This is a genomic window from Paenibacillus pinistramenti (genome assembly GCF_005869875.1).
In the GTDB taxonomy this organism is placed as follows: domain Bacteria; phylum Bacillota; class Bacilli; order Paenibacillales; family Paenibacillaceae; genus Fontibacillus; species Fontibacillus pinistramenti.
The window spans coordinates 606,992-621,415 of the sequence record NZ_VAWG01000002.1; the positions used below are offsets into that span (position 1 = coordinate 606,992).

A 14,424-nucleotide genomic window follows, 5' to 3' on the forward strand; every position below is an offset into this window, starting at 1 on the left:
CCTTATACGCCAAGCGTTTTGTTGATCGCTTCGATAACGCGGTCAGACTGGAACGGCTTAACGATAAAGTCTTTGGCTCCTGCTTGAATCGCATCAATAACCATCGCCTGCTGGCCCATCGCGGAACACATAATGACTTTAGCGGAAGCATCAATTTTCTTGATTTCCTTCAGTGCTGCAATTCCATCCATTTCTGGCATCGTGATATCCATCGTAATCAAATCAGGACGTAATTCTTTAAATTTCTCTACTGCCTGCGACCCATCCTGGGCCTCTCCTACTACTTCAAATCCATTCTTAGTCAAAATGTCGCGGATCATCATTCTCATAAATGCTGCATCGTCTACAATCAAAATTCGGTTTGCCATGGAAAATAGTCCCTCCTGAGATCTTCTCTATTGTAATTTTTGTATGCGGTCCCACTGGCTGATGATATCGGTAACACGGACGCCGAAGTTCTCATCAATAACGACAACCTCACCTTTGGCGATCAACTTGTTATTTACCAGAATGTCTACAGGCTCACCGGCCAGCTTGTCCAGCTCGATGATTGAACCTTGCGACAGTTCCAGGATATCTTTAATTTGCTTCTGGGTCCTACCTAATTCTACGGTGACTTTAAGGGGTATGTCCATCAATAAGTTTAAATTATTTTCGTCAATATGATCGAACGACGGCGCCTGCAGATTGGAAAATTGCACAGGCTGCACGTTCACATTGCGTCCAGGAGCTGCGCCGTAATGCTGCGGCTGGGCGTATCCATAGTTCGGAGGCATCATATTCGGATCATAGTACCCCGGAGGCGGCGTCATTTGAGGCGGATGGGCATATGGCGGAGCCTGCGGAGCAGGTGCCGGTGCCGGGCTTGGTGCCGGTGCCTCATAATGAGTCTGAGGGGCTGGTACTTCAGCCGCAGGCCGTACAGGAGCCTCGACAGCAGCTGCTGTTTCTTGAGCAGCAGGAGCTGAAGCAGGAGCCGGGTCAGCACCTCCGATCAGGTTGTTCACCATTTCTTTCGCGAACTGCACTTGAAGCAGCTGCATGATTGTTGAATCAATCAAATCTCCGATCTTAAGACGGAAAGAGATTTTAATTAATATTTCATCAGGCGGCAGGTTTGCAACGCCTTCTCCGTTTTCCACATTCAAGATATCAATTGCCGGCGGTGAAATGTTTACGAATCTGTTAAAGATCGTTGACATCGAGGTTGCAGACGAACCCATCATTTGATTCATTGCTTCTTGCACAGCGCTGATATGAATCTCGTTCAGCTCTTCATCCGCCGGATTCCCTTCTCCGCCAAGCATCAGATCAGCGATGATCTGAGCATCCCGCTTCTGGATGACGAGCGAGTTAATACCTTGAAAACCGTCCACATAGGTGACATGCACAGCCACATGCGGTTTAGGAAACACTTCATCGAATTCGGAACGCTTTATAATGGAAACTTTTGGTGTGGTAATATCCACCTTTTTATTCAGCAAAGCCGAAAGAGCCGTTGCCGCACTGCCAAAAGTAATATTCCCGATCTCACCGAGTGCATCCTGCTCTAGCGGGGTCAGATAGTCATTCACCGTCGGCTCAGAAGGTTCCGAAGAGTCCTGGCTCGCCTGCTTAAGCAGAGCATCGATTTCTTCCTGGGATAAATAATCTTTACTCGTCAAGTTCTTCAACTCCTTCGCTGACAATCTCATCAATTTGAACAGCTATCCGGTCTTTAACGGTTCCGGGACTTCCGTAGTATTTAAGGCGGTCCCCGATTCGGATAGAAAGTCCTTCATTAACAGACTTGTCCAAAGATATTACGTCACCTACCGACAGACCAAGAAACTCCCTGATGTTCAGCTTTGATTCGCCTAGTTCAGCCACAATCGACAGGGATGCTTTGCTGACCCGGGCCTGCAGGGCCTCCACCTCTTCGGGCGCTCTGGATTTCTTCTGGGAGACAAACCAGTGGTGAACCGAGAGTTTTGGCATAATAGGTTCGATAACAACGTGAGGAATACAAAGGTTAATCATTCCTGAGGTATCCCCGATTTTGGTGCTGAGCGAGATAAGGGCAATTGTCTCGTTGGGGGAGACGATCTGCATAAACTGAGGGTTTGTCTCCAAACCTTCCATCCTCGGATTGATGTCAACTACTGTCTTCCACGCTTCCTGCAGGCTTTCAAATGCACGGCTGAAGATCCGTTCCATGATGATGGTTTCGATCTCAGTCAAGGAGCTGATTTTTGAAGGAGCTGTGCCAGTGCCGCCCAGGAGCCTGTCCAGCATAGCATAAGCCACATTGGGGTGAACTTCCAGCACCATCCGCCCTTCAAGCGGCTCCGCCTCAAATATATTCAATATCGTCATTTTAGGAATGGAGCGGATGAACTCATCATAGGGAAGCTGTTCAACCTGAACCACGTTAATCTGTACAAAGGTACGAAGCTGAGCTGAGAAATAAGTCGTTAAATAACGCGCAAAATTCTCATGTATTCGGGTCAAGCTCCGGATATGGTCTTTGGAAAATCTAACGGCCCGTTTAAAATCATAGGAACGGATCTTCTTCTGCGTTTCTTCTTTCTTAAGCTCCTCTGCATCCATCTCACCTGAGGAGAGCGCTGCTAGCAAAGCATCAATTTCATTCTGCGATAATACGTCTACCAAAATATCTCACCCCCTTCAAAAGCTTGCTCAAGGATTCCTAAATTGCAGAAAGGACAAAATCCGTGATTTCAATCTGGGACAACGTTCCCACCGGCAAAACTTTGTCGATTTGGTTCATCAGCTCCGTGCAAAGCTGGTCTTTCCCTTTAGCTCCAGTCAAATCTTCCGGCTTCTTCTCGGCAAGGGTCTTGATAATAATCGGCTTGACTTTATAATCAGCAATTTTATCAAAAGCCTCTTTCGCTTTCGTATTATTCAGCTGAAACGCGAAGTTAACGCTGACAATGTAGCTTGGATCAGACAAGTTTGTCTTGATCCCTTCGATGACAGAAGTCAGCTCAACAATCTCATCGGCTGACAGCTTCTTAGCGGTTTCCGTTTCGGCCTTCTTAGCGGCGGCAGCCTCCCCCGTGGTTGTGGTCTGACTGGAACTTGGCTTGACTATCAGGAATGCTGCCAGAGCGATCAGCGTAATGGATAACAGCATTGTAATCAGCCAAGGTAACATTTTCTTCATTCCAATTCCTCCGTTTGTTGCACTTTAATAGCAGCTGCATGCATTCCAATTTCCTTGTAGTACTCCTGGATCTTCTGCAGGACTTCTTCAGCCTTCTCCAAAACGATCAATCGTTTGCCGGTCACCAAAGTTATGTAAGTGTCCGGTGTTTCTTCTACGGCTTCAATCATAATGGCGTTAATCCAAAATGGCGAACCGTTGATTCTTGTTACTGAAATCATGGGGCCTCCCGAAAAATACCGGGGAAGGCTGCCCTTCCCCGCCTAATTAGTTACTATCGTTTCAGGTTAACGACTTCCTGCAGGACTTCATCTGACGTAGTAATGATCCGGGAGTTTGCCTGGAAACCGCGCTGGGCAACGATCATCTCGGTAAACTCGCCAGTCAGGTCCACGTTGGACATTTCAAGCTGGCCGGATACGATGGCGCCGGTTCCCGTCTCCGTATTATTTGCAGTCGTCGGTTCAAGTTCTCCGTCAGGATTCGCATTGAGTGTCATACGGTAGAGGTTGCCGCCGATCTTCTCCAGACCTTCAGGATTGACCACTTTGCCAACGCCAATCTGCACACCGTTCTCCGTCGTGCCATCAGACATCGTCTGAACGAGTGTCCCGTCTTGAGAAATCGTAAAGCCCGTTACATCGTCTGCAACTGTGATAGGATCACCATTCGAGTCACAAACGAACAAGCCGTCAGAAGTAAGCAGGTTGCCGGAAGCATCCATATGGAAGTCCCCGGCTCTCGTCAAGTAAGGAACCTCTTGATCGGCAGTCATTTTAACCAGGAAAAAGCCGTCTCCATCAAGACGAAGATCAAGCGGATTATTGGTTGTTTGAGCACTGCCCGCTGTATGGAGGGTGTCGACTGAACCAATGGATACCCCTAGACCAATTTGTTTGGCATTAACGCCGCCGGTTTCTCCGTCAACAGGAGCAGTAACCCCTGACACTGTCTGGCTCATAATGTCCTTGAACATGACGCGGCCGGATTTAAAGCCCGTAGTATTTACGTTCGCAATGTTGTTGCCGATGACGTCCAGTTTGGTTTGGAAGCCGCGCATACCCGATACGCCCGAATACATTGATCTTAACATTTCATTTATTCCTCCTGGTTTGGTGGTTTGATTTGCATCAGTCGGTCAGCAAACCTTGTTTAGCTTTCCGTAACCGGGCCAGCTAAGTTAATCAATGAATAATAATCGCACTGTCAATTTGGGTAAAAAGGTTGTTTTTCATGCTTTTTCCATCCATAGCCGTCACTACTGTCCGATTATTGATATTGACGATAAAGGCCATATCTTTCATTAAAATAAGCGAATCCTTCGAGCCTTTGGCCGCTGCGTCATCAATCGCTTGTCCAATCTGCCCCAGCTGCTCCGGCCGAAGCTGGATGCCGCGCTGCTCCAGGCGTTTGGCTGCATGATTGCTGAACTTGACAAGCTCACTGTCCAGAACCTTTTGAAAGGAAGCGGCGTTCTCCGCTGCGGAGGTTTTTACATTGGCAGACTGATTAAGTGTTCCGGGCTGGAGGCGTCCGGGGTACAACTGCGCTACAGAAATGGAATCACTCATGAGGCGCTCCCCGATTGATCGCTTTCGGAGTCTGTGCTGCCGTCTTCGCTGCCTGAAGAGTCATCCGGGCTGTCAATCTGCGTGATATCGGTAACCGGAACTTCATTGCTGCCGATAATCGCATACTGAATCCCTGAACGCACCACAATTCCGTCGATGATGCCAGTGAGCGTGTAACCGTCACTGCTGCTTGTATCACCATCAATCACATATTCATTTGAAGAACTTGACGTATCCTGCATCCAGGTAGCCTGTTTGCCGATCAAACTTGAGACACTGCCCAAGGATGAGCTCATCGTATCCAGCTGGGTCGAAATATTGGAGAGCTGCTCCACCGTACTAAACTGCGCCATCTGAGCGATAAATTCCTTGTCATCCATCGGATCCATCGGATTCTGGTTCTGCAGCTGCGTAATCAGAATTTTCAAAAATTGATCCTTCCCCATGGTCTGGGTATCTTTGGATGAAGCGGTTTGAACGTTGCTGGCCGAATAATTGGGCCAAGAAACACTAGTTGTTATGCTGTCTGACATTTGTATTCCCTCCTTCCTGTATTCTCAATAACAGCAGGTTATGCTTTCGCAACAAAGGAACTGCCATAGTTGTCCTGCTTGGCTTGCACCTCTCTCACCCACTCGTTCCATTCTTCGAGCGTATCCAGGCTGGTAATGCCTTCTTCCTCGTCCGCATCGCGGCGTTTGCTGTTCTGCCGCTGCTGGGAGCCGGATCCGGACTGTTTGCCGTCATGGTACATATGAGAAGAAAGAGACGCGTTCTGGGTCACTTCAAGCTTCTCTACTTGAAGACCTTGAGCCTGCAGCGCCGAACGGAGCTGGGACATTTGCTGCTCAAGCGATTCTTTGGCAAAAGAGTGCTCTGTCACAAACTGGGCAACCACCTGACCGTTATGCAGGGTAATCCGGATATCGACCTGGCCTAAATGTTCCGGGGTCAAAGTGATTTTTGCTTCGGACATTCCCTGAAGCTTCACAATATCCATTTTGTTAATGATAAAGCCGGACACTTCCTGGGAAAATTTCTCGACCGGCACCGGCTGCTGCGCTTTGACCTGCGCTGCCGCGTTATCCCTAAGCTGCAGCTGACCGGCCGTTACGATATTAGAACCGGTAAAAGCTGATTGATCCGATTGCTGCTGGTCCTGAGTGGAAGATGAATCTTCCTCTGATGCCTGAACGGAAGCTGCCGCTACGGCTCCATCTGCATTGCTGCTTTCAGCCGCTGCCTGCACCGTCTGATCGGCATTTGAACTTGCTGCCTGGGTTGACTCTGCTCCTGCCTGTTGGCTGGCCGTCTGGCCAAGTGCCTTCTGCAGAGAGGTCACCAGCTGCATAAACGAAGTTTGAGAAGTTCCCTGAGCTCCTGTTCCTGTCAGCAAATCCTTCATAGACTGAATAGTGTCCATCAACGCAAATTTGATCGTCTCCGGCTGCCCGGCCAGCTGAGTCAGCGCAGCAGAGCCTTCATTATCCGAAAGAGCCGCATTCCCGGCTTGCTGCAGCTGCTGCATGGCCTGCTGAATCCAGGCTTGAAGCTGAGCCATCAGCTCCGGATTGGATGCCGTCAGCTCCTGCAGGTCTGCTGCGTCCTGCAATTGCTCGGCAAGCTTATCCAGCGCATTAATCAAAGCAGTATTGGAATCAGTGCTGCCTGCTTCGTCTGCTGAAGCCGTTCCTGCAGCTCCTTGAAGCAGGGATAAGAGCGTCTCCGTTAATGCTGCGCCGCTGTTCTCACTTGATGCAGCCGTCTTACCATCCTGTGAAGCCGCATCATCAGCCAGCTCGCCGGTTAGAAATTGATAGAGGGTTCCGCTAAAGGATGTGCTTCCTTCAACTGCTTTCTTGCCTTTATCGTTCGATGAAGCATTTACGGGATCTGTTAATGCCGACTGCCCCGCAGCGGTTTGACCTGCCGCAGACGCTCCGCTGCTGCCTCCTGAGGCATTTGCCGATTTTGTTTGTTTAGAGGAAGCCGCGATTGACTTGCTGCTGGAGCTTTTGGACGGAGCGGAAACCGTATTAAGCGGTGTGCTAAGAATTGTGCTCATGATTGTTGTTCACCTCCTTTCAGGTCTCCGCTGTTATTTACTGCTGCTGACCAGCTTGTTCAGAATTTTCGCTGTGGTCACTGCATCCGCATCGGACATCGCTGCAAGAATACTCGAGCGGGTAGAATCATCTACCGAATGCAGGATGCTGAGCGTTTTCTCCGGACTTATAGTATTGGTTTGCAGAAGCAGCGTGGCCGCCGTTTTAGCATCCATCGAAGCGAAAGTTTGGCTGATCTGCGTTGAATCAAGACCTGATGCTGTGGATGACGCGGATGACGACGTCGTGCTGTCTGTTCCGCTTTCTTTCTTTAAACGAGACTGCAGTGCAGCAATAGCCAGGTCTTCCGATGTATCAGCGTCCTTCAGCCGGATGGAAATATCGGCCGCAAGTTTCGCATCCATCTTCTCAAGGATGGCTGATCTGCTCTCATTGCTCATCGCATTGAAGAGCATAACATTTTCTTCTGTAGTTAAATTGCTCATGATGCTGGCAGCTTTGCTTGCATTCATGCTCCCATACATCTGGGCAAGCTTCTTAACTTCCTTCTGATAATCTTCAGCCGCTTGGTTAGTGGTTTCCTGCGCCTGTTCATTGTTCTTCTTATTCGCTTCGTCCAGCTGGGTCTGCAGGTCTTTGACTTTCTGTTCCTGCTCTGCAGTTTGCTCTTTCGCTTTCTGAACTTCCTCCTGCTGCTGGGCGAGCTGATCCTTCAGCTCTTGAATCGTAGCCTCCGAACTTTTCTCCTGACTGGCCGCATCGCCTGTGCCTGCCGCGGTCTTCACTGCCGAATCGGGCACCCAATTGCTGACGAACGGTATTTTATTGAGCACGGTGAGCGCCTTGTCCTGAACATCTTTATTTAGGAGCGTGAGCAGCACGCCCAGAAGCACAACCGTAAACAATATAGGTGTTACAAAAAATAAAAACCGTCCAAATCCCCCGCCTGATTCTTTCTCTTCCAATTCTGATTCTGCCAAAGTTGTATCCTCCTTCTCCAAAGCCTCAGGATTTCAGGCTACCTTGCTTTCATGGCAAAACGGACAGTCGCCATTTCGTCAAGCTCGCTCTGTTCCCGGAGAAGCATTTGCTGGCGAAACGCTTGAAGAGACTTGTCTCTAGCCTTAAGCCAAACCTTCTCATCCAGCATTCTGGAACTTAAATGGGCTTTATTCTGTTCTACATTTTGTTCGGCATGGTCAACATCTTTAGATTTGCTTGCAATGCAGCGCTCCAAATGTTCGGCATACTGCTGCATGGCCTGCAGACTTAAGCAGGAAGCTGTTTTTTGCGCTTCTTCCTGCATAGACGCCGCAAGCCTGCGCTTGTCCTCCAGCAGCTGCTCAAGGCTGCTCATCTCATTCTGAAGAATACCTACTGCGGCAGAAAGCATCCATTCGGCCTGCCTTTTTTCGTTTGTTTTCAAGTCCACAACTTTTTGAAAGGCATAATTAAACTTCACTATCCATTCATCCTCCTGCAAACTCGGCTATTAAACGTTCTGTCGCTTCAGTTAGGGTAACCTTCTCATTGACTTTTTGCTTCGTATAATCCCAGACCTGCTCAATCGCATCGATCGCTTCGTCAATCTGGGTATTGGAGCCTTTCTGGTAAGCCCCGATATTAATCAAATCTTCCGATTCCTTGTATACCGACATGATCCGTTTGAGCCGGTTGGCTGCATCCGTATGCTCCTCCGACACGATGTCCTTCATCACGCGGCTGATACTGGCCAAGATATCAATGGCTGGAAAATGCCCTTTATTCGCAATGTTCCGGTTAAGCACGATGTGACCATCCAAAATACCTCTGACCGCATCCGCAATCGGTTCGTTCATATCATCCCCGTCCACGAGCACGGTGTAGAAAGCGGTGATAGAGCCGGCTTTACCAGTCCCCGCCCTTTCCAGCAGCTTAGGCAGTGCCGCAAAGACGGAAGGTGTATACCCCCGCATCGCCGGCGGTTCGCCGACCGCAAGGCCCACCTCACGCAGCGCCATCGCATATCTCGTAACCGAATCCATCATCAGCATGACATTCATCCCCCGGTCCCGGAAAAACTCCGCAATGGACGTCGCAATCAAGGCGCCCTTCATCCGGATCAGCGCAGGCTGGTCAGAGGTCGCTACGACAACAACCGATCTCGCCAAGCCTTCAGGCCCCAGGTCTCTTTCAATAAAATCCAGCACCTCACGGCCGCGTTCTCCGATTAGCGCAATAACGTTAACATCCGCGGAAGTATTGCGGGCAATCATGCCCATCAAGGTGCTCTTTCCTACGCCCGAACCTGCAAAAATACCTACCCGCTGTCCTTTGCCAATTGTCAGCAGACCATCAATCGCCCGGACCCCTATACTGATCGGGTCCTTTACCCGCGGCCTTGCAAGCGGATTGCTCGGTTTGTTGTACGTCGAAAAATGCATCATCCGGGAGGGAAGGAGCGAGCCGTCAAGCGGCTGACCCAACCCGTCCAGCACCTTACCGAGCAGTTCAAAGCCGGCCTGAACCGTTAAAGGCTTGCCTGTTCCTACTACATCGCAGCCAGGACCGATGGACTGAAGCTCGCCGAGCGGCATCAGCAGCACTTTGTTATCCCGGAAACCGACCACTTCGGCTTTAAGCGGTACTGCGGATTTGCTCGGATAGATCTCGCAGACATCTCCGATGCTTGCATCCGGGCCCTCGGATTCAACCATAAGACCGATAACCTGAGTCACTTTACCGTTAATCCGAACCGGATCCACCTCTCTCAGGTGCTCCAGGTACGTCTCCAGATTAAGCATGGTTATCCTCCACCTTCTCATCGCCGCCTTGCTGCGCAATACGAAGGAGTTCCTTCTTGATCTCCGTCAATTGAGTGTCAATTCTCGCATCCACGCTGCCGAAGGAAGAGCGGATGACACATCCGTGATCCTTGACACTTGAATCCGGAATGATCAGCAATTCCGCTTGGGAATCAATGACCAGCGAAAGCTCCTCTTTCGCCGCCTGGACAAATGAATATTGGGAAGGTGAAACGCACAGCGTTAACGTTCCCTGTTCTCTTTTACGGGCCAGGTTTCGTTCGATCAGCTCCAGGTAAAACTCCGGCTCGATCGTCAGCTGGCGCTCGATGATCTTTCTGGCGATTTCACAGCTCAAGGTCACCACAAAGGGCTCAGCTTCCTGAATGATCTGCTCCTTATGCCTTTGAGCTTCCGTAAGAATGGACTGTGCCTCGCCCATCATGTGGTCGATTTGCTCCCGCAGTTCCTGTTCAGCCTGCTGCCTGCCTTCCTCGTAGCCCTGGTGGAAGCCTTCTGCCTTAGAAGCTTCGATCAGCTGCTCATCCTGCTGTCTTCTTTCCTCCCACCAGGTTTGAATCTGCTGCCTGGATTCTTCCAAGAGCCGCTGCGCTTCTTCCGAAGCCTCGCGGATCTGGCGTTCCGCAAACTCCTTGGCATCCTGCAAAATCTCTTTACGCGTTTGTTCAGCTTCTTCTATACGGCGGTTGTAGGCCGAATCGTGTTCAAACCTGTTGGAATCAGCCTTATTCGCCGCCAAATCCTCGTAATGCTTGGAGAGGTCCAATTGCTTCAAGTTATCCAGCGGAACGTATTGGGTAGCTTTAATCAAATTAGACAATGATGTCATCTCCTCCGCCGCGCGCTATGATGATTTCTCCGGCTTCTTCAAGTCTTCTAATCGTGGCTACAATGCGGGTCTGAGCTTCTTCAACATCACGCAGCCGCACCGGCCCCATGTATTCCATTTCTTCCTTGAACGTTTCGGACATCCGTTTAGACATATTGCGGAATACCGCTTCCCGGACCTCCTCGCTCGCCACCTTGAGGGCAAGCTGCAGGTCCGCATTCTCGATATCGCGGATAATCCGCTGAATGGAGCGGTTGTCCACATTGACGATGTCCTCGAACACAAACATCCGCTTCTTGATTTCTTCGGCCAGCTCCGGATCCTGAATCTCCAGGGAGTCCAAAATCGTTCTTTCCGTCCCCCGGTCGACGCCGTTGAGGATTTGAACGATCGATTCGATGCCGCCAGCCGTTGTGTAGTCCTGCGTTACTGTCGAAGACAGCTTCTGCTCCAGCACCCGTTCGACCTGTGCGATGACTTCCGGCGATGTGCTGTCCATGACCGCAATTCTTCTAGCCACCTCTGCCTGCTTCTCCTGTGGAAGAGAAGACAGGATCGAAGCTGCCTGTTCGAACTGCAGGTAAGAGAGAACGAGCGCAATCGTCTGGGCATTTTCGTTCTGTATAAAGTTCAGAATCTGATTCGGATCAGCTTTTCTCGCAAAATCAAAGGGTCTTACCTGGAGAGTAGCGGTCAGACGGTTAATAATATCGAGCGCCTTCTGCTGACCCAGCGCTTTCTCCAGAATATCTTTGGCGTAATTGATACCGCCCTGCGAAATGTATTCCTGAGCCAGGCAGATCTGGTGAAACTCAGCCATGACCGAATCCTTCTCCGTCGCGTCGACTTTCCGAACATTGGCGATTTCCAGTGTCAGTTGTTCAATTTCTTCATCTCTCAAGTGCTTAAAGATTTGCGCCGAAACCTCCGGGCCGAGAGTAATGAGCAGAATCGCTGCTTTTTGTTTCCCTGTTAATCCTTGAGTGCTTACTTTAGACAATGAAAATCACCTCTATTCTTCAGACAGCCAAGTGCGGAGCAGGTTCACGAATTCTTCCGGCTTCTTCTTGGCCAGTGTCTCCAGCTGTTTCTTTACTTGGCTTTCATTATTGATGCTTTCCAGACTGATGGACGGGAACTCAGTCGGCACCTGAAGCGGCAGGTCTTCCTCTTCTTCTTTGGAACGTTTGCGGTTCCGGTAGATCAGGATACCTGCTACAGCAACAGCAAGCAGTGCAACAGCGCCTATCCCCCAAATCCACATACTGGACAAACCGGACTTAGCAGCAGTTGTCGTACTACCCTGGAAGCTTTGGGCATAAACCGAAACTTTTTGAGTCAGCTGATCGTCTGTATAAGTAGTTCCTGAATCTGCCAAATAGGACGCTACAATATTTTTCAAGATTTTGGTAATTGCATCCGATGTGGTTTGATCCAAAGAATTTTTTCCGTTAGGTGGTTCAACCAGAACATTAATGGTTAAATCTTTAACAACATAAGGGCTTGCAATAATGTCCTTTGTGATATGGTTAACTTCATAATTGATCGTGGAGGAGTTCTCCTCAGAGGTTGAGGTGTCACCCGAAGTGGAAGAAGGATAACCAGGCACATCGCCTTCCCCCGTTCCTGCAACTCCGCCATTGGAGCTTCCCGAACCTGAATAACTGTTCTGAACGGTTTGGGCACTAATCTCGATGCCTTTCATATTCTCTTCGTCTACTGGAGTTACCAGCAGCTCTTTAGAGCTCACTTGATCGAAATTCAATTTTGAAGCAACCAGCACTTCGATTTTGTCCGGACCAGTCAGTTTGCCTAAGAATTGTTTAACGCTTTGTTTAACATCGGTTTCGAATTTCTGCTGCAGATTCAGGTTCTCCTGAACCGCTCCTGTAAGGCTTCCTGAAGAGCCGCTCTTACCCGACGGAAGCAGTTCGCTGTCGCCGCCGCTGATCGTAATATTTTCAACCGGAAGATTTGGCACGGCGGTCTTAACTAAATTGAAGTATCCGTCGATATTATCTTGTGTAGGACGAAAGCCTGGCTTGAAATCCAGGACTACCGAAGCAGATGCTTTCTCCTGCTCGTCTGCACTTGCAAAGACGTTTTGCGTAGGCAGGTTGATCAGAACCTTTGCGGTCTGCACACCGTCTGTTCTTTTCAGCAGCTGCTCGACTTCGCCATTGAGCGCGCTTTTGTATTTGACGTTGAACTCTTCATCTGTCATTCCTATAACACTTGAGCTTCCGCCGAATGCTTTATCGAAGCCGATGGAACCGCTTTGCACGATCCCCTGTGAACCAATATCGACCTTCACCCTCGCCGCATCTGTGCTTGGCACGGAAATGCTCTTTCCGTCACTGCTCAGTTTATAAGATGTTCCATTCGAATCTAAATAGGCCATAATTCCCGCTGCATCCGTGGAATCAAGCCCAGTAAAGGCTACCTCATATTCTGTTTTGGAGAATTGTATAGTCAACAGTATGATTGCTAGCAGGATAATGCCTGCCGTTGATAGGAATAATGTTTTTTGCTTTTTACTGAAATTGTTCCAGTACTGGACTACCTTATCCCTATACTGGGCTAATCGCTCATTCACATTGTCACCTCATCCGAAACTTCGCTTTACTTTATACCTACATTTGGGTTCGCATAATTTCCTGATAAGCCTCGATAACTTTATTACGAACTTGTGTAGTAAGCTGCAAACTCAGCAGAGCCTGTTCCGAACCGACCATGACCTGGTCAATGTTCACTTTGCCAGCCATAAACTGGTTATTAAGGGTCTGGACATTTTGTTCCTGTGAAGCAACGCTGTCGATCGCGTCCTTTAAGTAGGATCCAAATTCACTAAGGCTTTCTGAAGGAGACTGGGAAGTCGAAACACTTTGGGATTGGATGAGATTAAGCGGCTGTACCGCCGGAGTGGTTACATTCTGGATCATTTTTATAAGCCTCCCTATTATCAGATCTGATATTCTTTATTTGCCAATTTGCAGCGCTTTGGTCAGCATGCTCTTTGAAGCATTCAGCGCCGTAACGTTTGCTTCATAGGACCGCGAAGCGGAGATCATATCTACCATTTCTTTTACCGTATCCACGTTAGGCATGCTTACGTATCCGCTGCTGTCTGCATCCGGATTAGTAGGATCATAGACCGTCTTGAAAGGCGTCTGGTCCTCCTGGACCGCCGATACTTTAACCCCTTGCCCCGCAGACCCTTGTCCGCCCATCGCCTGATTCAACGCATCGTTAAAGCTTCCGCTCTCCGAGGATAATACAACCATCTTCCGGCGGTAAGGCACTGCCTTCCCATCTACTACTGAAGCTCTTGTGGTTTCTGCATTCGCAATGTTGGAAGAGATAACATCCATACGCAGCCGCTGAGCTGTTAGGGCTGAAGAACTAATCGAAAAGCTGTTGCTAAGGTTCATGACTACGCGTTTCCTCCTACTGCTGTACGCATCATTTTAATTTGGTAATTTAGCTGCTCTATGTAAGAGTTGTATCGCAGCTGGTTTTCAGCTAACAATGACATTTCACGATCTATATCAACATTATTGAGATTGTTATTCATGGTTGTTGAGCTATCCGTTGTCACTTTAGCTGATGGTACATTTGACGATGAGCCGATAACAAAATGTCTTGCATCCGTACGCAAACCCGATAATTCCTTAACCCCGCCGTTCATCTCGTTCTGGAGCAGCGATTCAAAAGAAACGTCGGATCTCTTGAAATTCGGCGTATCCACGTTTGCGATATTATTCGCAATGACATTTTGTCTTAGGTCAGCTGCCTGCACTGCGCTCTGCAGCCGATCAAAACTGGTTCCGCTTAGTAATTGCATCCTTGCATTCTCCTCCTAAATCCCTAACTCTACAGGTCTTTGAATGATAATTCAACATTATTCGATAAATTCCTCTTTTTGTCGACAAATAGAACATATCTTCTTCTATTTCTTATGTCCTATTATGGAAAAATATTGTTC

The 14,424-nt window shown here is 49.0% G+C and carries 18 protein-coding genes; all 18 read right to left on the reverse strand.

Annotated elements, in window-relative coordinates; genetic code table 11:
* Window positions 1-2: 2 nt before the first annotated feature.
* A complete protein-coding gene (locus FCN15_RS05560; RefSeq protein ID WP_138493967.1) occupies window positions 3-368 on the reverse strand; it encodes a response regulator in 366 nt (121 codons plus the stop codon).
* A gap of 27 nt (window positions 369-395) precedes the next feature.
* Window positions 396-1,664: a flagellar motor switch phosphatase FliY gene (gene fliY, locus FCN15_RS05565; RefSeq protein ID WP_138493968.1), complete on the reverse strand. Its 1,269-nt coding sequence runs from the start codon at window positions 1,662-1,664 to the stop codon at window positions 396-398.
* The gene (gene fliM / locus FCN15_RS05570) at window positions 1,654-2,652 is read right to left on the reverse strand and encodes a flagellar motor switch protein FliM (RefSeq protein ID WP_138493969.1); all 999 of its coding nucleotides are present in this window, start codon (window positions 2,650-2,652) and stop codon (window positions 1,654-1,656) included. Before fliM ends, fliY begins: the two co-directional genes overlap by 11 nt.
* 37 nt (window positions 2,653-2,689) lie before the next feature.
* Window positions 2,690-3,169, reverse strand: a complete 480-nt coding sequence (locus FCN15_RS05575) for a flagellar basal body-associated FliL family protein (protein WP_138493970.1) — start codon at window positions 3,167-3,169, stop codon at window positions 2,690-2,692.
* On the reverse strand, window positions 3,166-3,390 hold the full coding sequence (locus FCN15_RS05580) for a flagellar FlbD family protein (protein WP_138493971.1): 225 nt from the start codon (window positions 3,388-3,390) through the stop codon (window positions 3,166-3,168). The genes FCN15_RS05575 and FCN15_RS05580 overlap by 4 nt, the downstream gene beginning before the upstream one ends.
* A 53-nt stretch (window positions 3,391-3,443) precedes the next feature.
* A complete protein-coding gene (gene flgG / locus FCN15_RS05585) occupies window positions 3,444-4,262 on the reverse strand; it encodes a flagellar basal body rod protein FlgG (RefSeq protein ID WP_138493972.1) in 819 nt (272 codons plus the stop codon).
* A 91-nt stretch (window positions 4,263-4,353) separates the two neighbouring features.
* Window positions 4,354-4,740: a TIGR02530 family flagellar biosynthesis protein gene (locus FCN15_RS05590; protein WP_138493973.1), complete on the reverse strand. Its 387-nt coding sequence runs from the start codon at window positions 4,738-4,740 to the stop codon at window positions 4,354-4,356.
* Entirely contained in the window at window positions 4,737-5,273 is a 537-nt protein-coding gene (locus FCN15_RS05595) for a flagellar hook assembly protein FlgD (protein ID WP_138493974.1), read from the reverse strand. Before FCN15_RS05595 ends, FCN15_RS05590 begins: the two co-directional genes overlap by 4 nt.
* Before the next feature lie 38 nt (window positions 5,274-5,311).
* Window positions 5,312-6,805 carry a flagellar hook-length control protein FliK gene (locus tag FCN15_RS05600; protein WP_138493975.1) on the reverse strand — a complete coding sequence of 498 codons (1,494 nt, stop codon included), beginning with the start codon at window positions 6,803-6,805 and terminating at the stop codon, window positions 5,312-5,314.
* A 33-nt stretch (window positions 6,806-6,838) separates the two neighbouring features.
* Window positions 6,839-7,786 (reverse strand): MotE family protein, encoded by a 948-nt coding sequence (locus tag FCN15_RS05605; RefSeq protein ID WP_138493976.1) that lies wholly within the window; start codon window positions 7,784-7,786, stop codon window positions 6,839-6,841.
* A 38-nt stretch (window positions 7,787-7,824) separates the two neighbouring features.
* Complete coding sequence (fliJ, locus tag FCN15_RS05610) at window positions 7,825-8,268, reverse strand: flagellar export protein FliJ (protein ID WP_138493977.1); 444 nt, start codon at window positions 8,266-8,268, stop codon at window positions 7,825-7,827.
* 7 nt (window positions 8,269-8,275) lie between these two features.
* A complete protein-coding gene (gene fliI, locus FCN15_RS05615; RefSeq protein WP_138493978.1) occupies window positions 8,276-9,589 on the reverse strand; it encodes a flagellar protein export ATPase FliI in 1,314 nt (437 codons plus the stop codon).
* On the reverse strand, window positions 9,582-10,430 hold the full coding sequence (locus tag FCN15_RS05620) for a FliH/SctL family protein (RefSeq protein WP_138493979.1): 849 nt from the start codon (window positions 10,428-10,430) through the stop codon (window positions 9,582-9,584). The genes fliI and FCN15_RS05620 overlap by 8 nt, the downstream gene beginning before the upstream one ends.
* Window positions 10,423-11,439: a flagellar motor switch protein FliG gene (gene fliG, locus FCN15_RS05625; RefSeq protein WP_138493980.1), complete on the reverse strand. Its 1,017-nt coding sequence runs from the start codon at window positions 11,437-11,439 to the stop codon at window positions 10,423-10,425. The genes FCN15_RS05620 and fliG overlap by 8 nt, the downstream gene beginning before the upstream one ends.
* A 12-nt stretch (window positions 11,440-11,451) precedes the next feature.
* Window positions 11,452-13,035, reverse strand: a complete 1,584-nt coding sequence (gene fliF / locus FCN15_RS05630) for a flagellar basal-body MS-ring/collar protein FliF (protein WP_138493981.1) — start codon at window positions 13,033-13,035, stop codon at window positions 11,452-11,454.
* A 37-nt stretch (window positions 13,036-13,072) separates the two neighbouring features.
* A complete protein-coding gene (gene fliE, locus FCN15_RS05635) occupies window positions 13,073-13,381 on the reverse strand; it encodes a flagellar hook-basal body complex protein FliE (protein WP_138493982.1) in 309 nt (102 codons plus the stop codon).
* 36 nt (window positions 13,382-13,417) lie between these two features.
* A complete protein-coding gene (gene flgC, locus FCN15_RS05640) occupies window positions 13,418-13,870 on the reverse strand; it encodes a flagellar basal body rod protein FlgC (protein ID WP_138493983.1) in 453 nt (150 codons plus the stop codon).
* 2 nt (window positions 13,871-13,872) lie between these two features.
* A complete protein-coding gene (gene flgB / locus FCN15_RS05645; protein ID WP_138493984.1) occupies window positions 13,873-14,283 on the reverse strand; it encodes a flagellar basal body rod protein FlgB in 411 nt (136 codons plus the stop codon).
* Window positions 14,284-14,424 lie beyond the last annotated feature (141 nt).

What these genes read in the sequence shown, in the direction of transcription:
- FCN15_RS05600 (WP_138493975.1), bottom strand. Translation starts at nt 6,805, where the DNA reads ATGAGCACAATTCTTAGCACACCGCTTAATACGGTTTCCGCTCCGTCC.
- FCN15_RS05575 (WP_138493970.1), bottom strand. Translation starts at nt 3,169, where the DNA reads ATGAAGAAAATGTTACCTTGGCTGATTACAATGCTGTTATCCATTACG.
- FCN15_RS05595 (WP_138493974.1), bottom strand. Translation starts at nt 5,273, where the DNA reads ATGTCAGACAGCATAACAACTAGTGTTTCTTGGCCCAATTATTCGGCC.
- FCN15_RS05560 (WP_138493967.1), bottom strand. Translation starts at nt 368, where the DNA reads ATGGCAAACCGAATTTTGATTGTAGACGATGCAGCATTTATGAGAATG.
- FCN15_RS05590 (WP_138493973.1), bottom strand. Translation starts at nt 4,740, where the DNA reads ATGAGTGATTCCATTTCTGTAGCGCAGTTGTACCCCGGACGCCTCCAG.
- flgC (WP_138493983.1), bottom strand. Translation starts at nt 13,870, where the DNA reads ATGAACCTTAGCAACAGCTTTTCGATTAGTTCTTCAGCCCTAACAGCT.
- FCN15_RS05580 (WP_138493971.1), bottom strand. Translation starts at nt 3,390, where the DNA reads ATGATTTCAGTAACAAGAATCAACGGTTCGCCATTTTGGATTAACGCC.
- fliI (WP_138493978.1), bottom strand. Translation starts at nt 9,589, where the DNA reads ATGCTTAATCTGGAGACGTACCTGGAGCACCTGAGAGAGGTGGATCCG.
- flgG (WP_138493972.1), bottom strand. Translation starts at nt 4,262, where the DNA reads ATGTTAAGATCAATGTATTCGGGCGTATCGGGTATGCGCGGCTTCCAA.
- flgB (WP_138493984.1), bottom strand. Translation starts at nt 14,283, where the DNA reads ATGCAATTACTAAGCGGAACCAGTTTTGATCGGCTGCAGAGCGCAGTG.
- fliE (WP_138493982.1), bottom strand. Translation starts at nt 13,381, where the DNA reads ATGATCCAGAATGTAACCACTCCGGCGGTACAGCCGCTTAATCTCATC.